The organism is Pseudonocardia kujensis, assembly GCF_021283305.1.
Lineage (GTDB): Bacteria > Actinomycetota > Actinomycetes > Mycobacteriales > Pseudonocardiaceae > Pseudonocardia > Pseudonocardia kujensis.
This window is the reverse complement of the sequence record NZ_JAJSOK010000001.1, coordinates 235,835-261,344: the sequence shown is the minus strand read 5'-3', so window position 1 is coordinate 261,344 and position 25,510 is coordinate 235,835. Positions and strand designations below refer to the sequence as shown.

The 25,510-nt window shown below is 74.7% G+C and carries 26 protein-coding genes and 1 pseudogene; 14 read left to right on the top strand and 13 right to left on the bottom strand.

All coding sequences use genetic code 11. The annotated features are described in order from the left end of the window. Positions 1–7 precede the first annotated feature (7 nt). Positions 8–610 (top strand): GTP-binding protein, encoded by a 603-nt coding sequence (locus tag LWC35_RS01300; protein WP_232867976.1) that lies wholly within the window; start codon positions 8–10, stop codon positions 608–610. 37 nt (positions 611–647) lie between these two features. Here LWC35_RS01300 and LWC35_RS01295 read toward each other — a convergent pair whose 3' ends face one another. After that, entirely contained in the window at positions 648–2,891 is a 2,244-nt protein-coding gene (locus LWC35_RS01295) for a helicase-associated domain-containing protein (RefSeq protein WP_232867975.1), read from the bottom strand. Between the two features lie 96 nt (positions 2,892–2,987). Here LWC35_RS01295 and LWC35_RS01290 point away from each other — a divergent pair, with 96 nt between their 5' ends. Together LWC35_RS01290 and LWC35_RS01285 are read left to right on the top strand one after the other, a co-directional pair. Next, positions 2,988–3,167, top strand: coding sequence for a hypothetical protein (locus LWC35_RS01290; RefSeq protein ID WP_232867974.1), 180 nt, complete (start codon positions 2,988–2,990; stop codon positions 3,165–3,167). After that, on the top strand, positions 3,167–3,754 hold the full coding sequence (locus tag LWC35_RS01285; RefSeq protein WP_232867973.1) for a nucleotidyltransferase family protein: 588 nt from the start codon (positions 3,167–3,169) through the stop codon (positions 3,752–3,754). The genes LWC35_RS01290 and LWC35_RS01285 overlap by 1 nt, the downstream gene beginning before the upstream one ends. Positions 3,755–3,836: 82 nt before the next feature. Here the strand turns inward: LWC35_RS01285 and LWC35_RS01280 are convergent, their stop codons facing one another. Beyond that, positions 3,837–4,436, bottom strand: a complete 600-nt coding sequence (locus tag LWC35_RS01280) for a LysM peptidoglycan-binding domain-containing protein (protein ID WP_232867972.1) — start codon at positions 4,434–4,436, stop codon at positions 3,837–3,839. A 413-nt stretch (positions 4,437–4,849) separates the two neighbouring features. Here LWC35_RS01280 and moaC point away from each other — a divergent pair, with 413 nt between their 5' ends. Together moaC and LWC35_RS40755 are read left to right on the top strand one after the other, a co-directional pair. Next, positions 4,850–5,329 (top strand): cyclic pyranopterin monophosphate synthase MoaC, encoded by a 480-nt coding sequence (gene moaC / locus LWC35_RS01275; RefSeq protein ID WP_308190899.1) that lies wholly within the window; start codon positions 4,850–4,852, stop codon positions 5,327–5,329. Between the two features lie 128 nt (positions 5,330–5,457). Next, positions 5,458–6,398, top strand: a pseudogene (locus LWC35_RS40755) (molybdenum cofactor biosynthesis protein MoaE). 28 nt (positions 6,399–6,426) lie between these two features. Here the strand turns inward: LWC35_RS40755 and LWC35_RS01260 are convergent. Further along, on the bottom strand, positions 6,427–7,020 hold the full coding sequence (locus tag LWC35_RS01260) for a LysM peptidoglycan-binding domain-containing protein (protein ID WP_232867969.1): 594 nt from the start codon (positions 7,018–7,020) through the stop codon (positions 6,427–6,429). Between the two features lie 522 nt (positions 7,021–7,542). Here LWC35_RS01260 and LWC35_RS01255 point away from each other — a divergent pair. The 7 genes from LWC35_RS01255 to LWC35_RS01225 all read left to right on the top strand — a co-directional run bounded on the left by LWC35_RS01255 (position 7,543) and on the right by LWC35_RS01225 (position 15,208). Continuing rightward, positions 7,543–8,448: an AAA family ATPase gene (locus LWC35_RS01255; RefSeq protein ID WP_232867968.1), complete on the top strand. Its 906-nt coding sequence runs from the start codon at positions 7,543–7,545 to the stop codon at positions 8,446–8,448. Positions 8,449–8,461: 13 nt separating this feature from the next. Next, on the top strand, positions 8,462–9,625 hold the full coding sequence (locus LWC35_RS01250) for a vWA domain-containing protein (protein ID WP_232867967.1): 1,164 nt from the start codon (positions 8,462–8,464) through the stop codon (positions 9,623–9,625). Between the two features lie 38 nt (positions 9,626–9,663). Next, positions 9,664–10,782 carry an XdhC family protein gene (locus tag LWC35_RS01245; RefSeq protein ID WP_232867966.1) on the top strand — a complete coding sequence of 373 codons (1,119 nt, stop codon included), beginning with the start codon at positions 9,664–9,666 and terminating at the stop codon, positions 10,780–10,782. A gap of 298 nt (positions 10,783–11,080) precedes the next feature. Next, complete coding sequence (locus tag LWC35_RS01240; protein ID WP_372462975.1) at positions 11,081–12,394, top strand: iron-containing alcohol dehydrogenase; 1,314 nt, start codon at positions 11,081–11,083, stop codon at positions 12,392–12,394. 10 nt (positions 12,395–12,404) lie between these two features. Next, positions 12,405–13,850 carry a MadS family sensor histidine kinase gene (locus LWC35_RS01235; RefSeq protein ID WP_308194431.1) on the top strand — a complete coding sequence of 482 codons (1,446 nt, stop codon included), beginning with the start codon at positions 12,405–12,407 and terminating at the stop codon, positions 13,848–13,850. 47 nt (positions 13,851–13,897) lie between these two features. After that, the gene (locus LWC35_RS01230) at positions 13,898–14,551 is read left to right on the top strand and encodes a MadR family response regulator transcription factor (protein WP_269803411.1); all 654 of its coding nucleotides are present in this window, start codon (positions 13,898–13,900) and stop codon (positions 14,549–14,551) included. A 45-nt stretch (positions 14,552–14,596) separates the two neighbouring features. After that, positions 14,597–15,208 (top strand): hypothetical protein, encoded by a 612-nt coding sequence (locus LWC35_RS01225; protein ID WP_232867965.1) that lies wholly within the window; start codon positions 14,597–14,599, stop codon positions 15,206–15,208. Here the strand turns inward: LWC35_RS01225 and LWC35_RS01220 are convergent. From LWC35_RS01220 to thiO, 5 genes are all read right to left on the bottom strand, one after another. Next, positions 15,195–16,097: a Gmad2 immunoglobulin-like domain-containing protein gene (locus LWC35_RS01220; protein ID WP_232867964.1), complete on the bottom strand. Its 903-nt coding sequence runs from the start codon at positions 16,095–16,097 to the stop codon at positions 15,195–15,197. The genes LWC35_RS01225 and LWC35_RS01220 overlap by 14 nt on opposite strands. A gap of 4 nt (positions 16,098–16,101) precedes the next feature. Then, the gene (locus LWC35_RS01215; RefSeq protein ID WP_232867963.1) at positions 16,102–16,629 is read right to left on the bottom strand and encodes a gamma carbonic anhydrase family protein; all 528 of its coding nucleotides are present in this window, start codon (positions 16,627–16,629) and stop codon (positions 16,102–16,104) included. A 77-nt stretch (positions 16,630–16,706) separates the two neighbouring features. Then, complete coding sequence (locus tag LWC35_RS01210; protein ID WP_372462980.1) at positions 16,707–17,501, bottom strand: thiazole synthase; 795 nt, start codon at positions 17,499–17,501, stop codon at positions 16,707–16,709. A 2-nt stretch (positions 17,502–17,503) separates the two neighbouring features. Beyond that, the gene (thiS, locus tag LWC35_RS01205) at positions 17,504–17,704 is read right to left on the bottom strand and encodes a sulfur carrier protein ThiS (protein ID WP_232867962.1); all 201 of its coding nucleotides are present in this window, start codon (positions 17,702–17,704) and stop codon (positions 17,504–17,506) included. Beyond that, positions 17,701–18,798, bottom strand: a complete 1,098-nt coding sequence (gene thiO / locus LWC35_RS01200) for a glycine oxidase ThiO (RefSeq protein WP_269803357.1) — start codon at positions 18,796–18,798, stop codon at positions 17,701–17,703. The genes thiS and thiO overlap by 4 nt, the downstream gene beginning before the upstream one ends. A 121-nt stretch (positions 18,799–18,919) precedes the next feature. Here thiO and thiE point away from each other — a divergent pair, with 121 nt between their 5' ends. Next, on the top strand, positions 18,920–19,582 hold the full coding sequence (gene thiE / locus LWC35_RS01195) for a thiamine phosphate synthase (RefSeq protein ID WP_232867960.1): 663 nt from the start codon (positions 18,920–18,922) through the stop codon (positions 19,580–19,582). Positions 19,583–19,628: 46 nt separating this feature from the next. Here the strand turns inward: thiE and LWC35_RS01190 are convergent, their stop codons facing one another. Both LWC35_RS01190 and LWC35_RS01185 read right to left on the bottom strand, forming a co-directional pair. Further along, complete coding sequence (locus tag LWC35_RS01190; RefSeq protein ID WP_232867959.1) at positions 19,629–20,867, bottom strand: hypothetical protein; 1,239 nt, start codon at positions 20,865–20,867, stop codon at positions 19,629–19,631. A 100-nt stretch (positions 20,868–20,967) separates the two neighbouring features. Then, positions 20,968–21,747 (bottom strand): DUF3159 domain-containing protein, encoded by a 780-nt coding sequence (locus tag LWC35_RS01185; RefSeq protein ID WP_308194429.1) that lies wholly within the window; start codon positions 21,745–21,747, stop codon positions 20,968–20,970. Between the two features lie 138 nt (positions 21,748–21,885). Between LWC35_RS01185 and LWC35_RS01180 the strand changes: the two genes are divergently transcribed. Then, the gene (locus LWC35_RS01180; RefSeq protein ID WP_232867958.1) at positions 21,886–22,698 is read left to right on the top strand and encodes an SGNH/GDSL hydrolase family protein; all 813 of its coding nucleotides are present in this window, start codon (positions 21,886–21,888) and stop codon (positions 22,696–22,698) included. Positions 22,699–22,762: 64 nt separating this feature from the next. On the opposite strand, the gene thpD is transcribed toward LWC35_RS01180, so the two are convergent. From thpD to ectB, 3 genes are all read right to left on the bottom strand, one after another. Continuing rightward, complete coding sequence (gene thpD / locus LWC35_RS01175; protein ID WP_232867957.1) at positions 22,763–23,677, bottom strand: ectoine hydroxylase; 915 nt, start codon at positions 23,675–23,677, stop codon at positions 22,763–22,765. A 155-nt stretch (positions 23,678–23,832) separates the two neighbouring features. After that, complete coding sequence (locus LWC35_RS01170) at positions 23,833–24,243, bottom strand: ectoine synthase (protein WP_232867956.1); 411 nt, start codon at positions 24,241–24,243, stop codon at positions 23,833–23,835. Positions 24,244–24,250: 7 nt separating this feature from the next. Next, the gene (gene ectB, locus LWC35_RS01165; RefSeq protein WP_232867955.1) at positions 24,251–25,507 is read right to left on the bottom strand and encodes a diaminobutyrate--2-oxoglutarate transaminase; all 1,257 of its coding nucleotides are present in this window, start codon (positions 25,505–25,507) and stop codon (positions 24,251–24,253) included. Positions 25,508–25,510: the final 3 nt, after the last annotated feature.

Sequence of the window (25,510 nt, the reverse complement as noted above, 5' to 3'; positions counted from 1 at the left end):
GCCGAACATGTCCCGCCCGTCCCCGGCGCCCCGGCCGGGCCCGTCGCCCACCACGATCTCGGCGAAGATCGTGGTCGCGGGCGGCTTCGGCGTCGGCAAGACCACGTTCGTCGGCTCGGTGTCGGAGATCGACCCGCTGACGACCGAGGCCGTGATGACCGAGGCCAGCGCCGGGCACGACGACCTGAGCGCCACCCCGAACAAGCAGACGACCACGGTCGCCATGGACTTCGGCCGCGTCTCGCTCGACTCGGACCTGATCCTCTACCTGTTCGGCACGCCCGGGCAACACCGGTTCTGGTTCATGTGGGACGACCTGGTGCGCGGCGCGATCGGCGCCGTCGTGCTGGTCGACACGCGGCGGCTCGCGGACTGCTTCTCCGCGATCGACTTCTTCGAGGACCGCGGCCTGCCCTACGTCGTCGGCCTCAACGCGTTCGACGGCCAGCAGGCGCACCGGATCGAGGACGTCCGCGAGGCGATGTCGATCGACCCGTCGATCCCGATCGTCATGTGCGACGCCCGCAACCGGGAGTCCACGAAGCAGACGCTGATCGCACTGGTCCAGCACGCGATGGCCGCCCGCATGGCGGCCGGCGCCCGCCGCTGAGCCGCCGCTGACGCCACGTCCGACCCGGGCGTCGTGCTCAGCGCTCGATGAGGGCGATCCGCGTGATGCGGTGCAGCGGCAGCCGGTAGACCTCCCCGTCGACGGCGTCGCGCCCCTCGACGATCCCGCCGCCGACGGTCAGCGGGGCGAGCACCCGCTCGCCCTGCCGGCCGTGGCCGTCGACGTACCCGATCCACACCTGGCGCCGCGCCCGGGCCGCCTCCTGCAGGGTGGCCAGGGTGTGGCTGGACCCGTTGGCGGGCAGTGCGTTCCCGGCACCGCGCCGGGCCGCGGCCAGCGCGTCGCCCGCCCGGATCTTGGCGACCACCGCGTCGATCCGCTCCTCCGACGGGTCGGCGAGCACCGTCCGGTTCCGCGACCGCCGCGGGTCCGTGCGGGCCCCGCGCGGCCCGAGGTCCAGCACCCCTCCGGTGGCGTCCTCGGCGGCCGGGCTGAACCCGGCGGCGCGCAGCCCGTCGAGCAGCTCCGCGAGCGGGGCGGGACTCACCGCGACCGTCGGCGCGATCCGTCGCAGCTCCAGCGCCGCCGTCTCGGGGTGCGCGAGGACCTCGGAGAGGAGCACCTCGTCGTCCGACCGCAGGAAGGCCGAGGCGACGCCGCCGCGCAGCCGCCCGTGGCGCCGCCCGACGTCCTCGATCAGATAGGTCAGCGCCTGCGGCACCGGCGTCGACGACTTCTCCTCGAGCAGCTCCTTCAGGTCCGTCACCGACCGGCCGGAGTCGAGGGCCCGCCGCACGCTGGCCTCGGAGAAGCGGTAGACCGTGGCGCCGCCGGCCGACTCGACGTCGGCCATCAGCTGCAGCTCCCGCGCCAGCGCCGTGACGAGCGGCCCGGGCGCGACGGCCGTGAGGTCGGCCTGCAGGAGCACGGTGTCGACCGGTTCGGGCAGCACGGCCCGCAGGGCGGCGACCACCGGCCCGTTCTGCCCGGGCGAGGCGGCGAGCAGCGCCCGGCCGGGCTCGGCGAGCGCGTCGAGGGCGACGACGCCGACCAGCGTGCCCTCCTCCAGCGTCCACCGGACGATCTCGTCCCGCAGCCGGCCGCCCCGCCGCGGCGCCCGCCACGCGAGCAGGTCCCCCAGCGCCTCGGGGGTCGTGACGGCGGTGCCGGGCGGCAGGGCGGCCAGGGCGGCGAGCACGCGCCGCCGGTCCCGGGGCGCGACCGGACGGCGCAGCGTCTCGGAGAGCGCGTTGATGGGGCGGTCGGCGTCGTCCCGCCTGCCGACGAGCCCGGGCAGCCGGGGCAGCTCCAGCCAGGCCCGGGCCAGCGCGACCCAGCGCTGCTCGATCCCGGCGCCCGCCCAGGCGTCCGCCGCGGTGGTGGGCAGCCAGTCCGGGTTGGGCGAGTCGCTCTGCCCGATCAGGTCCGCGGCCAGGGCGACCTCGACGATCAACGCCGCGCCCGCCTCGTCCGTCTCCAGCTCGCGGGCGGTGCGGCGCAGGTCGCGCACGCCCAACCCGCCCGAGCGGAGCACGGTGGGCGGGCTGGCGCCCCAGAGCTCGATCAGCCGCTCCACGCGCCGCAGGAGCTCCATGGCGGCGCCGCCGGCCGTCGCGTCGATCTGGGGGACGGGCCACTCGCGCGTCGACAGCGCCGGCGGGGTGGCCTCGATCCGCCCCATCGGCCGGTCGCCGCGCAGCGCGATCCCCACCTGCTGCGGCAGCTCCACGGTCTCGGTGTCGAGCCGGAGCAACAGCCCCTTGGCGAGCAGCCGCCCGACCGGGCTGTCCGGTTCCGCCGAGGACCGGCTGCGGCCGATGGGCGGGCCGGCGACGAGCGCGTCGAGCACCCGGCGCTCCTCGGCAGGCAGGCCGGCGAGCAGCGCGGGCAGCTCGCTCGAGGCGGCGGGGCCGCCCGCGCGGCGCCCCAGGTTGCCCGGGTAGGCGGGAACGACGTCCCGCGCGGCCGGGACCACCCGCAGCCCGTCGTCCTCGCCCCACACCAGCACGCGGGCGCGCAATGCGTCGAGGGCGCCGTCGAGCGCCCCGGCGGTGACGTCCGGCCCGAGCAGCCGGGCGACCTCCACCCGCTCGACGGCGACGTGGTCCGCGTCGGCCACGACGAGCGCCTCGAGTACGGCGAGGGCCACGGTGTCGAGGTCGTCGCTCGCGCGGTGGACCGAGGCGCGGATCCCCGCCCGCGTGGCCAGCACGGTGACGTCGGCGGGCGGCGGCACGGCCAGGTCCGGCCGGAGCCGCAGCAGCGCGGCCAGGGTCTCGTCGTCCTGGGCACGCAGCCAGTCGACCAGCGGTGCGGTCATCGCCCTCCACGGTAGTCGTCGGGACGGGTGCCCCGCCCGCGCGCCCGATCGGGGATACTGGGGGAGCCCGCGCACGAGACACCGTGGAGGAGAGCCGTGGCGAAGCCGCTGAAGGCCGGACGCATCGACCCGAACTGGCCGGACCTGCCCGACGGCGAGCACCCGCTGACCGAGCTCCTCGGGCCGGTGCAGGGGAACATGTCCCCCTTCGGCGACGTCGAGTTCCCGCTCGACAAGGTCCCGTACGAGCACCCCGTCACCGAGATCAACAAGTAGTGCCCGCCGGGGGCCTGCTGCTCGCCGCCGGCGCCGGCCGCCGGATGGGCGGGCCGAAGGCCCTCGTCGAGCTGGCGGGCGAGCCGCTCGTCCGCCGGGCCCTGCGGGTCCTGGCGGAGGGCGGCTGTGCCCCGTCCACGGTGGTGCTGGGGGCCGAGGCGGAGCGCGTCCGCCCGCTGGTCCCGAGCGGCACCGAGATCGTCCTCGCGCCCGACTGGGCGGAGGGCATGGGCGCCTCGCTGCGCGCCGGTCTGGCCGCGCTGGCGGCCCGCGACCCCGCCCCGGAGGCTGTCGTCGTCCATCTCGTGGACCTGCCGGGTGTCACGCCCGCCGCGGTCGCCCGTCTGGCCGCCCTCGCCGCCCCCGGGGCGCTGGCCCGAGCGGCCTACGACGGTTACCCCGCCCACCCGGTGCTGCTGGGCCGGGAGCACTGGGCTCCCGTGGCTGCCGGGGCCCGCGGCGACGCCGGGGCCCGCGGCTACCTGAAGGGCCATCCGGACCTCCTCCTCGTGGAGTGCGGCGACATCGCCCGCCCGGACGACGTCGACACCCCCGAACAGCTCGCCCGCGCCCGCGGCGCCTCCTGAGCACGCGACCACCCCGCCACCGGTTCGGTGACGGGGTGGGCGGGGGTCCGGGCGCGCGCCCCAGGGCCTGCGAGAGAAGGGTTCAGACCTGGAGCACGCTGCCCGGCAGGATCAGGTTGGGGTTCGAGGTCAGCGCCGGGTTCTTGGCGAGCAGGTCCTTCCAGTTCGCCATGCCGTGCGCCTGTGCGATCTTGCCGAGGGTGTCGCCCGCCTTGACCGTGTAGGTCCCGGTCGACGGCGCCGCCGGGGCGCTGAGACGGACCTGCTGCACCGGCGCGGCCGGCGCGGTGCGCTGGGTGGCCGACTCGCCGGTCGCGCCCGCCTTGCGCGAGCACACCGGCCAGGCGCCCCACCCCTGCTTCGCCAGCACCTTCTCGGCGACGGCGATCTGCTGGGCACGGGAGGCCTGGTGGGCGACCGGGGCGTACTGCGTGCCGCCGAAGCCCTTCCAGGTCTGCGCGGTGAACTGGAGGCCGCCGGAGAAGCCGTTACCGGTGTTGATGCTCCAGTTGCCACCGCTCTCACACTGGGCGACCTTGTCCCAGGTGGTGTCGGCGGCCGCGTTCGCCGACGGGGCGAGGACGACCAGGGGAGCACCGGCGACGGCACCGGCCAGGGCGGTGCGGGCGATCGTGCGACCGGCGGTGGACGGCTTGCGGTGCTTGCCGCGGTAACGGGCCATGACACGTCTCCGTCGCGGCGCCTGCGGAATGTCGCCCCGGGGTGTGGGCGACGGCGGTGGGTGGCCGCCGGGTGTTCCGTCCCTGTCCCGCGTCGTGCTTCGGGGGCCGTCACCGCCGGACAGGGGAGCGCTGCGGTTCCGGGGCCCGGCGGCAATGGGGGAGTCCGCCTGAGCCGGGGAGGACCGTACGTGCGACGGGCGGATGGCGAAAGCGGGAGCGGAACCGCGTCCGCTCGCCGGGCCCCGCTCGGGGAGAATCTGTGGTAGTCGCCGTTTTCCCTGGTCAGCGATACGTATAACGGCCAGAAAACGGTTCGGATTCGGAACGACTTGGTTGTGTCGCCGTGATTGAGATCACACTTCACTCGGGCCCCGGCGGCGACCGCCGTCACGTCGCACGTAGGGTCTCCCTCGTGGAGCTGACCCATGTCGACGCGGCCGGTGCCGCCCGGATGGTCGACGTCTCGGAGAAGCAGCCGAGCGCCCGCACCGCGGTCGCGACCGGCGTGCTGCGGACCACCGCGGAGGTGGTGGACCTGCTGCGCCGCGACGGGCTGCCCAAGGGCGACGCGCTGGCCACCGCCCGGATCGCCGGGATCATGGGCGCCAAGCGCACCCCGGACCTGGTGCCGCTCTGTCACCCGATCGCGCTGAGCGGGGTCACCCTGGACCTCGAGCCCGGCGAGGCCGAGGTGCGGATCCGGGCCACCGTGCGCACCACCGACCGCACGGGCGTGGAGATGGAGGCCCTGACCGCCGTCGCGGTCGCCGGGCTGACCCTGCACGACATGGTCAAGGCCGTGGATCCGGCCGCCGTGCTCGACGCCGTGCGCGTCGAGAGCAAGGAGGGCGGCAAGACCGGATCCTGGACGCGTCCCGAGGACCGCTCGTGAGCGAGCGTGCGAGCCCCACCGTTCGACACGGCAGCGCCACGAACGCGGACGACGATCCCCAGCGAGGAGGCGCCGTGAGCGAGCTCGAGTCGCCCGGCACGGACGCGGCCGCCGCGCGCCGCGCCCGGGTGATCACCGCGTCGAACCGCGCGGCCCGGGGCGTCTACGCCGACAAGGGCGGGCCGATCATCGCGGAGTGGTTGCGCGGCAAGGGCTTCGAGACGGACGACCCGACGGTGGTGCCGGACGGCGAGCCCGTCGGCGCGGCGCTGCGCGAGGCGGTGGCCGCCGGGACGGACGTCGTGATCACGACCGGCGGCACCGGGATCTCCCCCACGGACGCGACGCCGGAGGTGACCCGCGCCGTGCTGGACTACGAAGTGCCGGGTCTCGCGGACGCGATCCGCGCGTACGGCGCCCCGAAGGTCCCCACCGCGGTGCTGTCCCGCGGGCTGGCGGGAGTGGCCGGGCGGACCCTCGTCGTCAACCTGCCGGGCTCGACCGGCGGGGTGCGGGACGGCCTGGCCGTGCTGGACGGCGTCCTCGACCATGCGGTCGACCAACTCCGCGGAGGTGACCACTGATGGAGCCGACCACCGGGACCCCGGGACCGGCCGGATCCCCGACGGACCTCGAGGTGACGGGCGTGAAGGTGTTGCGCGCCACCGTGACCGAGAAGGCGCTCGACGTCGACGAGCACGCCCGGCTCGTCGACGACGCCGCGGCGGGCGCCGTGGTGACCTTCTCCGGCGTGGTGCGCGACCACGACGGCGGGCGGTCGGTGAGCGGACTGGAGTACAGCGCCCATCCGACCGCCGCGACCGTCGTGGAGCAGGTGGCGCGGGACGTCGCAGGCCGGGCCCATGGCGTGCGCGCGATCGCCGTGAGCCACCGGGTGGGGAGGCTCGCGATCGGCGACGTCGCGCTGGCCTGCGCGGTCTCGGCGGACCATCGGCAGGAGGCCTTCGCGACCTGCTCGGAACTGGTCGAGGAGGTCAAGCGGCTGCTCCCGGTGTGGAAGCACCAGGCCTTCGCCGACGGCTCGGACGAGTGGGTCAACTCGACCTGAGCGACCCACTCGGCCCGAGACGACCGGGTCAGACCTTGAGGGTCTGACCGATCTTCAGCACGTCCGGGTTGGCCAGCCCGTTGGACTGCGCCAGCTGGTGCCAGTCGACACCGTGCTGGGCACCGATCGCGCTCAGCGTGTCGCCGGACTTGACGACGTAGTTCCCGCCGGCGGGAGCAGCCGGGGCCGACTGGGCCGGAGCCGACTGAGCCGGGGCCGACTTGGCCGGCGCCGGGGTGGCGGGAGCCGAGGCCGCCGGCGCCGAGGCGCGGACCTTGGCGGGCTGGCCGGTGGCGCCGGCCTTCTTCGAGCAGACGGGCCAGGCGTTCCAGCCCTGCGCCGCGAGGACCTTCTCGGCGACGGCGATCTGCTGGGACTTGCTCGCGTTGGCGGCGCTGCCCGCGCCACCGAACGCGTTCCAGGTGGACTGGCTGAACTGCAGGCCACCGTAGTAGCCGTTGCCCGTGTTCGTGCTCCAGTTGCCGCCGCTCTCGCACTGGGCCACGCGGTCCCAGACGGAGTTGTCGGCGGCGTTCGCGGTGCCCGCCACGGCCACCGGCGCACCGACGGCGACGGCACCGGCAACGGCGAGGCGCAGGAGGGATCGACCGGTCAGCTTCATCGTGTAGCTCCGTATCGCGCCGGGCCGGAGTGGGGTCTCCGGCCACCGGGCTCCGGGAACGTGCGACCTGGGGAGTATCGCGGGGCCACATCCGTGTCATTCACGAATGCGAACCTTTCCGTTCCGGAAATACTTGCCCGCCCTGTCTCCTTCCCTTCTCTCGACGGACCGGAAACCGGGGGACAGGGAGCTGGCGCGCGGTTCCGGATGGCATTTCGAACCGTCCCAGGCGGGACGGCCGAGCGAGGACGCTACGTTTCGAACAGCGGTTTCCGTCAAACCGATCATTGGTGACCTCGATCACGGTAACGCAACCGTGATGCGTTCGATAACCTCATCAGCGCAGGTCACGGCGCTGAGATCACGGATGTATCACGGCGGATCCATTACGACCGATCCGGAAATATTGTCGTTTCGCTCACAGGCATCTGACCACGAACGGTGAGCGTCACATCGACGCTGCGTCACCGTTCGAGGAGCCTCGCAGTGGCTGTCCGGCCGTCCGTGGTCCATTCTGGTGGGGTGACAGACGCCCACCGGGACGGCCGGCCCGACTCGCCCGCCGCCCTCGCCGACGCCCTCAGGGCGACCGGCTACCTCGCCGACGACGGCCTCGCGACGGCCGCGTACCTGGCACTCGAGATGCAGCGCCCCCTCTTCTGCGAGGGTGAGCCCGGCACCGGCAAGACCGCCCTCGCGCAGGCCCTCGCGCAGGTCCTCGGCGCCGAGCTGATCCGGCTGCAGTGCCACGACGGCATCGACGCCGCGCAGGCCCTCTACGACTGGGACTTCCCGCGCCAGCTGCTGCACCTGCGCGCCCTGGAGGCCGCGGCCACCGTCGACGGCGCCACGCTCGACGCCGACACCGTGGAGGCCTCCCTCTACGAGGACCGGTTCCTGCTGACCCGCCCGATCCTGCGGGCGCTGCGGACCACACCCTCCGTGCTGCTCGTCGACGAGATCGACCGCGCCGACGACGAGTTCGAGGCCTTCCTCCTCGAGGTGCTGTCCGAGCACGCGGTGACCATCCCGGAGGTCGGCGAGATCCGGGCCGTCGTGCCGCCGGTGGTGGTGCTCACCTCCAACCGCACGCGCGAGGTGCACGACGCGCTCAAGCGGCGCTGCCTCTACCTCTGGCTGGACCACCCGGACGTCGCCCGCGAGATCGAGATCCTGCGCAGCCGGCTGCCCGGCGTGCCCGAGCGGCTCGCCCAGCAGGTGGCCACGGCCGCGCAGAAGCTGCGCACCACCGACCTGATCAAGCCGCCCGGCGTCGCCGAGTCGCTCGACTGGGCCCGCGCGCTGCAGCTGATCGGCGCCCGCAGCCTCGACGTCGACAGCGCCGCCCGCACGCTCGGCGCCGTGCTGAAGTACCGCGAGGACGCCGACCGGGTGCGCGACCGGCTCGACTCCCTGCTCGCCTCCTGACGGCGGAACGGACGTGCAGTACCCCAGTGCGGTCCCCGACACCGGCCCGGCCGCGGGCGCCGACCCGTTCCCGGGGCTGGTCGGCTTCACGGCCGCCCTGCGCGCCGCCGGCGTGCCCATGACGACCGACCGGGTGGCCGCGTTCGTCGAGGCGCTCGACACCCTCGACGTCACCGACCGCAGGCAGACCTACTGGGCGGGCCGGCTCACCCTCTGCTCCGACCCGGACGACATCCGGCGCTACGACGCCGCCTTCGCCGCCTGGTTCGACCCGGCCCAGGGCCCGCGCCCGCCGTCGCCGGGCGACCGGCCGCCGCCCCCGCCGACGCTGCGCTCGCTCATGCCGGCCCGGGACCGCGGCGAGGAGACCGGCGAGGACGAGGAGGACGACGACTCCCCCGTCGTCCGGGCCACGGCCACCGGCACCGAGGTGCTGCGGACCCGGGACCTGGGTGAGCTGAGCCCGCTGGAGCGCGAGCACCTGCGCCGGCTGCTGGCCCTGCTGCGCCCGGACCCGCCGACCCGGGCCTCGCGCCGGCGGGGCTCCTCCCGGCACGGTGGCCCCGACCCGCGCCGGACGCTGCGCGCCGCGCTGCGCAACGAGGGCGAGATCGGCACGCTGTACCGGCGCGCGCCCACCCGGCGCCCGCGCAAGGTCGTGCTGCTGATCGACGTCTCGGGGTCGATGGAGCCCTACGCCGACGCGCTGCTCCGGTTCGCCCACGCCGTCGTCCGCCGGTCGCCGCGCAGCACGGAGGTCTTCACGCTCGGCACCCGCCTCACGCGGGTCACCCGCGAGCTGCGCCAGCGCGACCCCGAACGGGCGCTGCGCGACGCCTCCCGGGCCATCCCGGACTGGTCCGGAGGGACCCGGCTGGGCGAGGCCGTCCAGGCGTTCGTCGACCGGTGGGGGCAGCGCGGGGCCGCGCGCCGCGCGGTCGTCGTCGTCTTCTCGGACGGCTGGGAACGCGGGGAGCCGGACCTGCTGGGCCGGCAGGTGCAGCGGCTCTCCCGGCTCGCGCACAAGGTGGTCTGGGTCAACCCGCACGCCGGCAAGGAGGGCTACGCCCCGGTGCAGGGCGGAATAGTCGCGGTGCTGCCGCACTTGGACCAACTGCTCGCCGGGCACAGCCTGGAGACCCTGGAACGTTTGCTCGCGGTGATGAGAGATGCTTGACCGGCCCGACAGGGAGGTCCGGCCAGTGGAGGTTCCCGATGCGTGACGTCGTCGACCAGCTCGAGGGCTGGTGGAAGAACGGCGAGCCGGCGGCGCTCGCCACGGTGGTGGCGACCTTCCGCTCCGCCCCGCGCCAGCCAGGCGCGTCGATGCTCGTGGGACCCGGCGGCGAGGCCGTCGGCAGCGTGTCCGGCGGGTGCGTCGAGGGCGCGGTGTACGAGCTCGGCCAGGAGGTCCTCGGCGAGCACCGCCCGGTGCTGCAGCGCTACGGCGTCTCGGACGACGACGCGTTCGCCGTCGGCCTGACCTGCGGCGGCATCCTCGACGTCTACGTCGAGGAGGTCTCCCCCGAGGCCTACCCCGAGTTCGGCCGGATCGCCGAGGCCATCCGCGAGGAGACCCCGGTGGCCGTGGCCACCGTCGTGTCCGGCCCCGCCGAGCGGCTCGGGAAGCGGCTGATCGTCTGGGAGGACGCGGTCGACGGCGGCACCGGCTCGGACCGGCTCGACGGCGCGGTCACCGACGACGCCCGGGGCCTGCTCGCCTCCGGCCGCAACGCCACCATCACCTACGGCGTCGACGGCCAGCGCCGCGGCGAGGGCCTGATGGTGTTCGTCGAGTCCTTCGCCCCGCCGCCCCGCATGATCGTCTTCGGCGCGATCGACTTCGCCGCCGCCGTCGCGAAGATGGGCAACTTCCTCGGGTACCGGGTCACGGTGTGCGACGCCCGCCCGGTCTTCGCCACGGCCAGCCGCTTCCCCGGCGCCAACGAGGTCGTCGTCGAGTGGCCGCACCGGTACCTGGCCAAGGAGGCCGAGGAGGGCCGGATCGACGGGCGGACGGTGCTCACCGTGCTCACCCACGACCCGAAGTTCGACGTCCCGCTGCTCGAGGTGGCCCTGCGGCTGCCGCAGGTCGCCTACATCGGCGCCATGGGCTCGCGGCGCACCCACACGGACCGGATCGAGCGGCTCAAGGAGCGCGGCCTCACCGACGCGGAGATCGCCAAGATGTCCAGCCCGATCGGGCTGGACCTCGGCGCCCGCACGCCCGAGGAGACCGCCGTCTCGATCGCCGCGGAGATGATCGCCCAGCACTGGGGCGGGGCCGGCACCCGGCTCGCCGACCGCGAGGGGCCCATCCACAGCCACGCCTGAGCGCCTCGCCGGACAGCCACACCTGACCGTCGGGACAGGTCCGCACCCTCCGTCGGACCGGTCCCCCACGCCGTCCCGCCGACTACCGTGCGGTGGTGCTGACGAGGAGGTCCCGCATGTCCCGCCCCCGCTCCCGGCGCGGCTGATGCCGGTGCCCCGCACCGCATCCCCGGCCGTCGCCGGCCCCGGCACGGAGCACCGCGACCGCTCCGTGCGGAGTAGCGTGCCTCACACGATCCGGATGCCCCGGGCATCCGGACGTCGTCGTGTGCGGTCGGACGAGGTGTGGGAGGGCAACGTGGCTCTCGAGGACAGGATCCCCGCGGCCGGGACCGTCGACGCGTGCCGCCGCGCGGGCGAGACCGTGCTGGTCGGCGACGTCCTCGACGGCACCGACCGGGAGCCCGACCTGACGGTCCACCGGGGCGGCGGCTGCGGCGCCCCCGCGTCCGGCGCCGCGAACGCCCGGCTGTCGAAGTTCCACGCCCCCGAGATCGTGTTCGGCCCGGACTCGCTGCGCGAGGCCGCGTACGCCGCGGTCCGGCTCGGCGCGCGGCGGCCGTTCGTGGTGACCGACCCGGGCGTGTTCGAGGCCGGCTGGCCCAGCGAGCTGCTCGCGCACCTGCGCGGTACCGGGCTCGCCCCGCGGCTGTGGACCGACGTCACCCCGAACCCCAAGGACCACGAGATCGAGCAGGGCTACCACGACTACGTGGCCTCCGGCTGCGACGTCGTGATGGGGCTCGGTGGCGGCTCGGTGATCGACGCGGCCAAGGGCGTGGCCCTGCTGGCGTCGAACGGCGGGCGCATCCTGGACTACGAGGGCATCGACCGGATCGCCAACCCGATCCCGCCGCTGATCATGATGCCGTCGACGTCGGGGACCGGCGCGGACGTCTCGCAGTTCTGCATCGTCACCGACACCGAGCGGCACACCAAGATCACGATCATGGGCCGGGCGCTGGTCCCGGACGTGTCGGTGATCGACCCGCGGCTGCTCGTGACCATGCCGGAGTGGCTCAACGCCGCCACCGGGCTCGACGCGCTGACCCACGGCATCGAGGCGTTCGTCTCGCTGGCGCACGGCCCGCTCACCGACCACCACGCGCTGCAGGCGGTGTCGCTGGTCAACGCCAACCTCACCCGGACGATGGTCCGGCCGGACGACCAGCGGGCCCGGCAGGCGATGGCCCAGGCAGCGCTCGAGGCCGGGCTGGCCTTCACCAACGCGATCCTGGGCGCGACGCACGCCATGAGCCACCAGGTCGGCGGGATGCTCGACCTGCCGCACGGGGTGGTCAACGGGGTGCTGCTGCCTCACGTCGTGCGGTTCAACGGCGCCGCCTCCCCCGAGCGGTTCGTGCCGATCGCGCAGGCGATGGGGCTGGCCGGGCACGGGGTGCCGGGCGACGAGGCCGTCGACATGGTCGCCGCGGAGATCCGCAAGCTGGGCGACGAGGTCGGCGTGCCGAGCGGGCTCGCCGCACTCGGCGTGACCGAGGCGGACGTCCCGCGGCTCGCGGTGCTGACCCTGGGCGACGCCTGCCTGACCACCAACCCCCGCCCCGCCTCCGTCGACGAGGTCGAGACGCTGTTCCGGGCCGCCCTGTGAGGGAGCAGCGGTGACGAGCGTGCCCTCCTCCGGCCCCTGGCCGCCGCCGCGGGCCGACCCGTCGCAACCCGCGGGCCGCTCGTGGCCGGGCCCCGACCTCGACGCGCTGACGGGCCTGCGGTCCGGCAAGCCGTCGTTCTACCCGGAGTACCGGGTGTCGGCGGTGCGGCTGCGCCGGGTGATCCTCGCGCTGGAACGGATCTCCGCGGCCCTGGTCCGCACGATGGAGGGTTCCGAGGCACTGGTCCGGGCCGTGGTCGACGCCGCCGCGGACCACCTCTCCGCCGACTGGGTCGCCTTCGCCCTGGTCGACGGCCGGCTCAAGGACGCCAGCCCGCGCCACCTCGTGCTGGGGCCGGACGGGGGGGAGTGGACGAACCTGGACCTGGTGCCCGCGACCGTCCGCGCGCACGTCGAGAAGGTCCGGCGGGGGGACGACACCGGCGAGCACGGCAGCGACCACGACCGGGACACCGCCCGCACGCACCTCCACGTCCCCGTCCGGCTCGACGGGCGCACCGTCGGCGGGTTCGTGGCGTGGACCCCGCGCGACCGCGAGGTCGACGACACCGACCACTCGGTCCTGCGGATCCTGGCCGGCCAGACGGCCTCGGCCCTGCAGAACTGCGCGCTGCTGGAGCGCTCGGAGAAGCTCTACGCCCGCACGGCCCGGCAGGCGGAGGACCTGCGGGCCCGCAACGCCGAGCTGCAGCGCACCCAGGAGCAGCTGGGCGCCGCCCGGCAGCGCGAGGTGCTGGACAACGAGCGACACCGGATCGCCCGGGAGCTGCACGACAGCGTCACCCAGTACGCGCTCTCGGCGGGCATGCACATCGAGCTGGTCCGCGGCGAGCTCGACGAGCCGCGGCTCCTCGAGCATCTCGACACCGCGAAGGACCTCACCAAGCGGGCCGTCGAGCAGCTGCGCTCGGCCATCTACGCGCTCAGCCACCACGAGAGCGCCGACCAGGACCTCCCCGCGATGCTGCGCCAGCTCACCACCGTGCACATGCCCGACGAGCTGCGCATCGACGTCCGGATCGGCGGCGAGCCCGTGCGGCTGCCCGCCGAGCAGGAGCAGTCGCTGTTCCGCATCGCCGGCGAGGCGCTGTTCAACACCGCCATGCACGCCGACGCCTCCCGCGCGTCGATCCGGCTGGCCTACCGGCCGGGCGCGGTGCGGCTGACCGTGTCCGACGACGGCAAGGGCCGGCCCGAGGAGATCCGGCGCAGCCTGCGGGCGTCGGCGTTGTCCCCGTCGGGCGAGCACCGCGGCCTGGTCAACATGCAGACCCGGGCCGTGGAGATGGGCGGGACGGTGACGTTCCGCCGGGCCCGCATGGGCGGGTTGCAGGTCCAGGTCGACGTCCCGGTCGGCGGGACCGACGGCGGGCGGACGAGCCGCGGCAGTGCCCAGGGCGACGCCCGGAGCGACGAGAGAGGGGTGGCGTCATGAACGTCGTTCGCACCACCGCACCGCCCGGGGGCCGGCCCCCGCGCCCGATGCCGCGGGCACGCCCGATGCCCGTGCGGATCGTGCTGGTCGACGACCACTCGATCATGCGCCAGGGCCTGCGCGCTGTGCTGGAGCGCGAGGAGGACCTGCGGGTGGTCGGCGAGGCCGGCACCCCGGCCGACGCGGTCGCCGCCGTGGCCGCGACCCGCCCGCACGTCGTGCTGCTCGACCTCAAGCTCACCTCGGGCCCGCAGACGGACGGGCTCGAGGTCTGCCGCAAGCTCTGCGCCGCCCACCCGGGCATCGGGGTGCTGGTGCTCACCACGTTCGCCGAGGACCGGCTCGTCGTCGAGTCCGTGCAGGCGGGGGCCCGCGGGTACGTCGTGAAGGACGTCGACACCACCGAGCTGGTCCGCGCCATCCGCGCCGTCTCGCGCGGGGAGAGCGCCTTCGACGCCCGCAGCGCCTCGGCCATGGTGCGCTCGCTCTCCGGCGGCGTCCCCGACCGGGAGCGGCTCACCGAGCGCGAGCTCGACGTGCTGCGGCTGCTCGCGCGGGGCCTGTCGAACCGGGCCATCGGGGCGGAGCTGTTCATCTCCGAGACCACGGTCAAGTTCCATGTCGGCAACCTCATGCGGAAGCTCATGGTCTCCCGCCGCGCCGAGGCGGTGTACGCGGCCACGAAGCTGGGCCTGCTGTAGCGCTCTGGTTCGCGCCGCCGCCCGCGGCACGGTAGGACCGCGGGCGTGCGCGTGTATGCGGAGCGGCCGGAGCGGGCCGCCGGCCAGGTGGTGGCCGACGTCGTGGCGGTGGCCTGGGCGGCCCTCTGGATCTGGCTGGGCGTGGCCACGCACGACCTGCTGCTGCGCCTGCAAGGGCCCGGGCGGACGCTGGTCCAGGCGGGCGAGTCGATCCGCGGCGCGTTCGACGGCGCGGCCCGCGGCGCCGGGGAGGTCCCGTTCGTCGGCGGCCGGCTGGCCGGGGCCTTCGCCCCCGGGGCCGACGCCGGGTCCTCGTTGGTGGCAGCGGGCCAGCAGCAGATCGACACGGTGGCGGCGGTGGCGACCGGGGCGGGTGTGCTGGTCGCGGTGTTGGGACTGCTGCCGGTGCTGGCGGTGTGGCTGCCGCTGCGGGTCCGCTACGCCCGCCGGGCCACCGCGGCCGCCGATGCGCGGGAGGCCGGCCCGGACGTCCTGGCCCTGCGGGCGCTCACGCACCGTCCGCTGCGCTCACTGCTGCGCATCACGCCGGACCCCGCGGGTGCCTGGCGCTCGGGCGACCCGGCCGCCGTCGCGGCCCTGGCCGAGGCCGAGCTGCGGTCGCTGGGGCTCCGGGCGCCGCGGGTCAGCGGACGGTGATCCGGGCCGAGTCGGTCATCGGGCCCCGGCCCTCGCCGCCCCTCGGGTCGTCCTCGGAGACCACGAGCTCGTAGGTCCCGGGGTCGAGCGGCACCGCGAAGCGGTACGGCGCGAAGGTCTGGCCCTCGCTCGTGGTCGCCGACCCCGATCGCACCGTCCGTCCGGCGGTGTCCCGGACCTCCCACAGCAGGGTCGCCTCGAACACCGCCGCCTCGCCGGACACCACGACCGGCGAGCCGACCACGGCGCCCTCGGCCGGGTCGTCGAGCTGGACGAGGGCCACGACGCGCAACGGGTCGTCCGCGGTCAGCGGCCGGGACACGTCCTGCCCGAGCAGCGTCGAGGCCGGCCGGCCGTCGACCAGCACGCGCACCGGCCGAGTGCTGCCGGTGGTGTCCTGCACCGTCCGGACGAGCTGCTGCAGCGCGAGCCCGGCCGGGCCCGGCAGGGGACCGGGAGTCGCGAGGTCGACCGTGACGGCTCCGTCGACGAGCGTCACCGGCGCGCGCAGCGTGACGCCGGGCGGCCAGTCGGAGTGGTGGTCGGGGTCCTCCGGGCGTCCCGCGAGGAGCTCCCGGACGGCGTCGCCCGCCGGGTCCGGTGCGACCCCGTCCGGCCCGCCGTCGGTGGTCGCCCGGCGCTCGCGGTACAGCCGGTCGCCCGCCGGCGTCGGGCCCACGAACCACACCACCGACCCGGCGGCGGCCGGGAGCCGGGCCGTCGCGGGCGGGTCGGGGACGGTCGTCGTGGGCTGCGCGGCCGGCGTGGGCTGCGCGGACCGTCCAGGCTGCGCCGGGGTTCCGCCGCCGCAGCCGGCGAGGCCGACCAGTGCCGCCGTCAGCAGGGCCGCCACCAGCGGTCCCCGGCGTGCCTGTCCCGCCCCGGACACGGCGTCAGGGTACGACCGGGGTGACCGTCTTGGCGTGCCGCTGCGCGAGCTCCCGGTAGATGTCCGGGTTGGTGCGCACCCAGCGCTCGGCCTCCGGCGTCAGGCCGCCCTTGGTGGCCGCGGCCGGCCCGAGGACCAGCGTGTCCTCCGGGATCACCTTGTTCGGGGGCACCGTCGAGCCGGCCCCGATCAGCGACCGCGCGCCGATGCGCGCACCGTCCTGGATCGTGGCGCCGTTGCCGATCACGCACTCCTCGCCGACCACGCTGCCGTGCACCACGCACAGGTGCCCGACGGTCGCGCCGGCGCCGATCTCGGTGACGGGATCGTCGCCGCCGTGCAGCACACAGCCGTCCTGCACGTTGGCCCCGGCCCGCACCACGATCGGGCCGAAGTCGGCCCGGAGCACGGCGTTGTACCAGATCGAGGCGCCCTCCTCGACCCGCACGTCGCCGACGAGGGTGGCGGTCGGGGCGACGAAGGCGGTCGGATGGACGGTCGGGGCGAGGCCCTCGAAGGAGAACAGCGGCACCGTCTCACCCTGCCACGAGCACGATCGGACCCGGTGGATGCGGGTCGGTGTCCCTGCGCGTTCCGCGGGTGCCTCGCTCAGCCCGTCTCAGGCGGCTCTCGGTCCGTCTCCGGCGACGACGCCTGCGCCCAGTACCGCCGCGGGATGCGGCCGGCGTGCCGTGCGGCGTACCCGGCCTCCACGGCCAACCGCATCGCGTGCGCCATCCGCTCCGGGTCGGCCGCCCGCGTCACCGCGGTGGCCAGGAGCACGGCGTCGCAGCCCAGCTCCATGGCCTGCGCGGCCTCGGAGGCGGTCCCGATCCCGGCGTCGAGCACGACCGGGACGCCGGCGTCGGCGACGATCATCTCGATGTTGTGCGGGTTGCGGATGCCCAGCCCGGTCCCGATCGGCGAGCCCAACGGCATGACGGCGGCGCACCCGACCTGCTCGAGCTTGCGGGCCAGCACGGGGTCGTCGTTGGTGTAGGGCAGCACCGTGAAGCCGTCGTCGACGAGCTGCTCGGCGGCGTCGAGCAGCTCGATCGGGTCCGGCAGCAGGGTCCGCTCGTCGGCGACGACCTCGAGCTTGACCAGGTCCGTCTCCAGCGCCTCCCGCGCGAGCCGGGCCGTGAGCACGGCCTCGGCGGCGGTGCGGCAGCCCGCGGTGTTCGGCAGCACCTCGATGCCCAGCCGCCGCAGCAGGTCGAGCACCCCGGTGCCGGTCCGCGCGTCGATGCGGCGCATCGCGACCGTGGTCAGCGTGGTCCCCGAGGCGACCAGCGCCCGCTCCAGGACCTCCAGGTTCGCGGCCCCGCCGGTCCCCGTGATCAGCCGCGAGCCGATCTTGCGGCCGGCCACCACCAGCGTCTCGTCCGCCAGGTTCCCGTGCACTGTCACCCTCCCTGCACCGCCGTCAGCACCTCGACCGCGGCGCCCGCCGCCAGCCGGGTCGACGGCCAGTCCGCCCGCCGCACGACCTGCCCGTCGACGGCCACCGCGACGCCCTTCGCCGGGGCCGCGATCGCGGCCAGCGCGTCGGCGACCGTCGCCCCGTCGGCGAGGTCGTGCGCGGCCCCGTTGATCTCCACCTTCACGTTCCCGTCCTCCCGAAGCGCGCGGGGTCGACCGTCGCCGGTACCGATCCGCCCTCCAGCAGCCCGACGACGAGGCGGGCGGTGAGCGGGGCCAGCAGGATGCCGTTGCGGCTGTGCCCGGTGGCGACGAGCGTGCGCCCGTCGAGCCGGCCGAGGACCGGCACGTTGTCCGGGCTGCCGGGGCGCAGCCCCGCCGCCGCCTCGGCCAGCGTGTACTCGGCGATGCCCGGCAGGATGCGCTCGGCGTCCCGGAGCAGGTCGCGGACCCCGCCGACGGTCGGTTCGGTGTCGAACCCGTGCTCGCTCTGGGTGGCCCCGACGACCAGGCCGCCGGGCCGCGGCACGAGGTAGACCGGGCGGCCGTCGACGAGCGCGCGGACGGTCCTCGTGGGCACCGGGAAGGCCCCGTGCCGGTGGGTCAGCCGCAGGATCTCGCCCTTGACCGGCCGGACGAGCCCGGCGAGCCCCGGGTGCAGCGAGGCGGAGTGCGCCCCGGCACAGATCAGCACGGTGCCGGCGGCGTCGTCGGCGGTCTCCCCGGGCGCCCAGGCCCGCTCCACCACCGCGACGCCGGCCTTCTCCGCCGCGGCGCGCAGGGCCGCGAGCAGCGCGCGGTTGTCCACGGACAGGTCGCCGGGCACCGACAGGCCACCGCGGACGTCCGGGCCCAGCCCGGGCTCCAGGCGGCGCAGCTCGCGCCCGCTCAGCCGCTCGACGGGCCGGCCGAGCCGGGCCAGGTGCGTCGCGAGGGCGTCGAGCTCGGCGCGGTCGCCGGAGCCGGTCGCGGCGACGACGGTGCCCTCCGGGTGCAGCCCGGCCGGCTGCCCGGCGGCCGCGGAGAGCTCCTCGGCGAACCCGGGCCACAGCTCCAGCGACGACAGACCCAGCTCGAGCAGGCCCTCCTCGCCGGGCCACGCCTCGGTGACCGGCGCGAGCATGCCGCCCGCCACCCACGACGAGCCGCTCGCCGGAGCGGGGTCCCGGAGGGTGACGTGCCACCCCGCCTGGGCCGCGCGCCACGCGCAGCTCAGCCCGATGACGCCGCCCCCGACGACGACGAGATCCTCCACCTTGCTTCCTCCCTGCGCCGGCATGACCCGGATCAGGTTCGACGGTCGGGACCGGCCAGTCCCCTCTCAGCCCGCTCGTCCGCGGACTCCCGTGCCCTGCACCCACAGCTCTCGTTCCCGGCCGCCCAGCCTACGCTCCCGGACCGTGCCCCGACTCGACCGTGAGACGCTGCTGACCCGGCTCGCCGACGCCCGGCTGTACCTCTGCACAGGCGCCCGCCGGGACCGCGGGGACCTGGCCGAGTTCGCCGACGCGGCGCTGGCCGGGGGCGTCGACGTCATCCAGCTCCGCGAGAAGGGCGGCGAGCCGCTGGAGGCGAAGCAGGAGCTCGAGGCCCTCGAGGTCCTGGCCGACGCCTGCGCGAAGCACGACCGGCTCCTCGCCGTGAACGACCGGGCGGACGTCGCCCTGGCGGCGGGCGCCGACGTGCTGCACCTCGGGCAGGACGACCTGCCCGTGGAGTGGGCCCGGCGGGTGGCGGGCGAGGAGATCGTCGTCGGGCGGTCGTCGCACAGCGCGGAGGAGACCCTGCGCGCCGCCGACGAGCCGGGCGTCGACTACTTCTGCGTGGGTCCCTGCTGGCCGACCCCGACCAAGCCCGGCCGGCCGGCTCCCGGCCTGGACCTGGTGCGCACGGTGACCGGGCGCGCGCCCGCCCGCCCGTGGTTCGCGATCGGCGGGATCGACGGCAGCACCCTCGACGAGGTCCTCGCCGCGGGTGCCACCCGGATCGTGGTGGTCCGGGCGATCACCGAGGCCGAGGACCCGGAGGCCGCGGCCCGGGCCCTCCGCGCGCGCCTGCCCTGAGCGGTCGGGCCGCCCCGAGCCGGAGCGGCCCGGCGGGTCGTGGGCGTCAGCCGGCGTTGTTCCCGCCGCCGCTGCTGCTGCCACCGGTGCCGCTGCCGCCGTTGTCGTTGCCGCCGTTGAGCAGGCCGTCGACGCCGCCGCGCTGCGAGCCCGAGCCGGTGTCGCCCGGGTTCGGCGCCGTGGTCCGGGTCGGTGTCCCGGTCCGCGGGGTCGTGGTGGCGGTGGCGCTCCCGGACGGCTCGTCGCTGCCGGTCCGCTCGGTGGAGCCGCTCCGCTCGCCCGTCGGCTCGGGGGTGGTCGTCGGAGTGGCGGTCTCCGTGGTGTCGGTGCTGCCGCCCTTGTCGGTGCCCTCGTCCGGGGTGGTCGAGGTCCCGTTGACCACCCGGCTGACCGAGGTGCCGGAGGTGCCGCCGGAGATCGGCGAGCCCTTGATCCACTCGACGCCCGTGATCACCAGCATGCCCACGACGAACGCGACGACCGCCGAGGCCGCGCCCAGCAGCAGCCGCTTGCGCGTGTACCAGGGCCGGGTCTGCTCCTCCGCGCCGCGCGCGAGGCCCTCGGCGAGCGCCGGCTGGAGCATCGTCGGGCCCGCACCCTCGTCGGCGCGGCGCTGCAGCGGGATCGTGGCCAGCGGGTCGACCGGCTCGGCGATCACCACGGCGTCCGTGCGGCCGGGGATCTTCACCCGCGCCAGCACCGTCTCCTTGGTGCGGTCCAGCGAGCGCTGGTAGAGCGTCGTGCCCAGGGTGGTCACGACCGAGCCGAGGGCCGCGCCCGCCACGGTGCCGGAGGCGCCGAAGAAGGAACCGAACACGGCCGTGGTGGCGGCGGCACCCGCACCGGCGAGGATCTTGTTGACCGTGAGGTCCGGCTTCTTCTCCTCGACCGTCGCCGTGGTGGCCGCCGTGGCGGCCTCCGTCGTCGGCCTGGCGGTGGTCGGGAGACCGTCGGAGGGCATCCGCGGCTGCGGCCCGGTCGTGGTGGTGACCTGGGTGGGGAGGCCCCCGGACGGCGGGCCGACGCGGCGGGTCGCGCCCGCACCGGCGGGCCCGCCCGTGCCGCCGGAGCCCCGGGAGCCGGTCGCGCCTCCCGATGCGGACCGGCGCTGCGGCCCGGGGTGGCCGGGACGGCGGTCGTCGGGACGCCCGGCGCCGGGCCGCTGGGCGGCCCCCGTGCGCGGGAGGTCGGGCGGGCCGGCTTGCGGCGGGACGGGTCGGCCGTTCTGGCCGGACCCGGCCTGCGGGTACCGGGGTGTCTGCGGGCGGGGGTGCTGCTGGGCCATGACTCCGTTTCACATCACACGAGGGCTGCCGGTTTCCTCACCCGATATGAACGTGGGCGATCATGGGAACGCACCTGACGATCACGAGGAGTGAGAGTTGTCACCCGTCGGTGGGCGGACCGTCCACCGTAGGGCCTCCCGAGACCTCGCCCGCTACCCGGGGGTGTCGGATCCCCGGATGGTCCGCCGGGAGCGCCGAGCGCAACGCCGGCCAGGACAGCACGACACTCAGTGCGACCAGCGCCGGGCTGAACGCCACGCGGGCCGCGCCGAGCGCGAACACCCACTCCGCCTGGTACAGCGGCAGGAACACCGCCACGCGCACCACGTACTGCGCCACCCACACCCAGCTGGCCCGCTGGTAGCCGCGCAGCAGGTCGGGGTCGCGCCGCCACCGGGTCCTCTGGCCGAGCGCGGTGCCCACCACCAGGCCCAGCAGCGGCCACCGCACCACGATGGAGATCGCCCACGCGAGCGCGCTCGCGACGTTGCCGAGGATCTGGACCAGGAAGAAGTCCTCGGCCCGCCCGGTGTAGAGCGCGACGATCGCCGCGACGGCCACGCCCAGCAGCCCGAACAGCACCGCTCGCGGCCGGGTGCCCCGGACCAGGCGTACGACCGCCACGGCGATGCCGGCCAGGATCGCCGCCGCTGCCGCGACGCCGACCGGTGACCACCAGCCCAGCGCCCCGGCCAGCAGCCAGACCAGCACGAACGCCACGACCGGGACGGAGGCGTCGATCGCCCCGCCGCGGCCGCCGAGGATGGCACGCAGCGACTCCGCGCCCTCCCGGCGCGCGTCCCCGCTCCCGGTGTCGCTCCCGGTGTCGCTGCCCGGTCCGCCGTTCGGACGGCCCGCGGGCCCCTCGGGTGTGCTCACAGGAGGCAAGGGTGCCCTATCCCCGTATCGAGATCACCCCGTGCTGGCGAACCGTGTGACGGATGGGTGATCCTGTGCGAGCACGAGGTGTCCCCTCGATGGACACGAGACGAACGGATGCGAAGGGAGCTGGGGGCCGTGAACCGGTGGAACAGCTTCGTCGCCGTCGGCGACAGCTTCACGGAGGGCCTGGACGATCTCCGGGCGGACGGGTCGCCGCGCGGATGGGCCGACCGGCTGGCCGAGCGGCTCGCCGCGGGCCGCCCCGGGTTCACCTACGCCAACCTGGCCGTGCGCGGCAAGCTGCTCGACCAGATCGTCGCCGACCAGGTCCCCGTGGCCGAGGCGATGCGCCCCGACCTCGTCTCGTTCTGCGCCGGCGGCAACGACATCATCGGCCTGCAGTGCGATCCCGACGACCTCGCGGCCCGCTTCGACGCCGCCCTCGCCCGGCTGGTGGCGACCGGGGCCGACGTGCTGATCTTCACCGGCTTCGACCTGCGCCGGATGCACGTGCTGCTGCGCCGGCTGCGCGGCCGGGTGGCGACGTTCAACGAGAACCTGCGCGCCAGCGCCGACCGGCACGGCTGCCGGGTGGTGGACCTGTGGGGCATGAACGTGCTCGCCGATCCGCGGGCGTGGGCCAGCGACCGGCTGCACCTCACCCCCGAGGCGCACGAGCGCGTGTCGCTGCGGGCACTGGAGGTCCTGGGCGAGCCCGTGCCCTCCGACTGGCGCACCCCGTGGCCGGTGGCCGAGCGCGCCAACTGGCGCACGCGGCAGGCCGAGGACCTCGCCTGGGTGCGCGACCACGTCATGCCGTACGTGCGCAAGCGGCTGCGCGGCGGGCACACGGGCGACGGGTATCTGCCCAAGCGTCCCGAGCTCACGCCGCTGGAGCGGCTCGACCGCACGGCCGCGGCCTTCGACCGCCGCTCGCCCGCCGTGTAGCCCTCCCCGCGACGACGGCGGGCCGGCTCCCGGGTGGGAGCCGCCCCGTCGTGCGTGGCGGAGGTCAGCGCACCGGCGTGAAGTCCCGCGCGCCGATGTACTCCGGGCGCCGCCGGGGCGCGTAGTACGGCTCGACGCAGGTGTTCTCCACGCTGTTGAACACGATGAAGATGTTCGAGCGCGGGTAAGGGGTGATGTTGTCCCCGGAACCGTGCATGCAGTTGGAGTCGAAGAAGGTCGCGGAGCCCGCCTTGCCGGTGATCATCTCGATGCCGTGCCGGTTCGCCAGCGCCGTGAGGCTGTCCGGGTCCGGCGTGCCGATCTCCTGCTCCCTGAGCGACGACCGGTAGTTGTCCTCGGGGGTCTCCCCGACGCAGCTCACGAAGGTCCTGTGCGACCCCGGCATGATCATCAGGCAGCCGTTGTACGGGTAGTTCTCGGTCAGCGAGATCGAGCAGCTCACCGCGCGCGGGGTGGGCATGCCGTCCTCGGCGTGCCAGGTCTCGAAGTCCGAGTGCCAGTAGAAGCCGCCGCCGCCGAAGCCGGGCTTGTAGTTGATCCGGCTCTGGTGGACGTAGACGTCGCTGCCGAGGATCTGCCGGGCCCGGCCGACCACGCGCTCGTCGGCCACCAGCCGCGCGATCGCGTCGCTGATCCTGTGCACCTCGAAGATCGAGCGCACCTCGTCGGACTTCTTCTCGATGATGCAGCGGTCGTCCGCCCGCACCAGCGGGTCGGTGGCCAGCCGGTCGAGCTCCGCGGCGTACCCGGCGACCTCGTCCGGGGTGAGCAGCTGCGGGACCTGGCTGAAGCCCTTCTCGGCATGGCCGTGCAGTTCCTGGGCGCCGTACATGCCGGCGCTGGACTCGCTCCCCCAGACGGTCGGCTCGGCACGCTCGATCAGCGCGGGCTCGTTCGACACCCGCGTGTAGTAGCGGTCCTGGGTGGTCCGGGTCTGGCTGCTGCTCGGGGCAGACATGCGTGCCTTCCTTTCCTCGTCGGTCCCTGTCGGAGTGGATCCGCCCTTCCTCTGCGGTGGGTTCGGCGGTCGTGCGGTGGGTCGTCCGGTGGTCCGGTGGTGGTACACGGCGCGGCCGCCGGGCCCGCTCGGACCCGGCGGCGCGCGCGTCGGCGTCAGGCCTGCCCGGCCGGCTCCGGCGGCAGCTCGAGCAGCGGGTACACCCCGTTCTCGTCGTGCACCTCGGTGCCGACGATCGGCGGGTTGAACACGCACACGCAGGTGATGTCGGTCTTCGGCCGGACCTGGTGCTTCTCGTTCCCGTTCAGCAGGTACATCGTGCCCGGGGCAAGCTCGTGGGTGGTGTCGTTGTCCTTGTCGTAGAGCTCGCCCTCACCGGAGACGATGTAGACGGCCTCGACGTGGTTGGCGTACCAGAAGTCGTTCGTCGAGCCGGCGCGCAGCACCGTCTCGCCGACGGAGAACCCGACCCGGTCGTGCGCGGTGACGATGCGGCGCGAGTACCAGCCGGGCGTGTCGACGTGGTTCTTCGTACCGGTGACGTCATCGATCTTGCGGACGATCATGTAGTGCTCAGCCTCCGGAGGTGACGACCTTGACGGACTCGGCGACGACGGCCAGACCCTCGTCGAGCTCGTCGTCGGTGATGGTGAGGGGCGCGAGGATCTTCATGACCTCGCTCTGCGGACCCGAGGTCTCCATCAGGAGTCCCCGCTCGAACGCGGCGGCACACACCTTGGCGGCCTGCTCCTCCTGCGCGAACTGCAGGCCGCGGGCCAGGCCCCGGCCCTTCGCGGTGAGCTCGGTCGTCTTGGTGTCGGCGACGATGCGGTTGAAGGCCTCCTCGACCTTCTCGCCCTTGCGGATCGTCTCCCGCTCGAGGGTGTCGTCGCTCCAGTACTGGCGGAGCGCCTCGGCACCGGTGACGAACGCGGGGTTGTGCCCGCGGAAGGTCCCGTTGTGCTCACCGGGACCCCAGACGTCGTGCTCGGGCTTGATCAGCACGAGGGCCATCGGCAGGCCGTAGCCCGAGATCGACTTCGAGATGGTCACGATGTCCGGCTGGATGCCCGCGGCCTCGAACGAGAAGAACGGGCCCGTGCGCCCGACGCCCATCTGGACGTCGTCGACGATCAGCAGGATGTCGTGCCGCTCGCACAGCTCGGCGAGACCCTGGAGCCACTCGATGCGCGCCGGGTTGATGCCGCCCTCGCCCTGCACCGTCTCGACGATCACCGCGGCGGGCTCGTTCAGGCTCGAGCCGCTGTCGGTGAGGACCTTCTCGAACCACAGGAAGTCCGGCACCTTGCCGTCGAAGTAGTTGTCGAACGGCATCGGGGTGGCGTGGACCAGCGGGACGCCGGCGCCGCCGCGCTTCATCGAGTTCCCGGTCACCGAGAGCGCGCCGAGGGTCATGCCGTGGAAGGCGTTGGTGAAGTTGACCATCGCCTCCTTGCCGGTGATCTTGCGGGCCAGCTTCAGCGCGGACTCGACGGCGTTGGCGCCGGTGGGGCCGGGGAACTGGACCTTGTAGTCCAGGTTGCGGGGGGCGAGGATCTTCTCCCGGAAGGTGTTCAGGAACTCGCCCTTGGCCGTGGTGTACATGTCCAGGCCGTGGGTGATCCCGTCCCGGGACAGGTACTCGAGCAGCTTCTTCTTGAGGGGCTCGGGGTTGTGGCCGTAGTTCAGTGCGCCCGCACCCGCGAAGAAGTCGAGGTACGAGTTGCCGTCGGTGTCCCAGAGCCGGGCGCCCTTGGCCGTGTCGAACACCACGGGCCAGTTGCGGCAGTACGAGCGGACCTCGGACTCGACGTCCTCGAAGATGGTCATTTC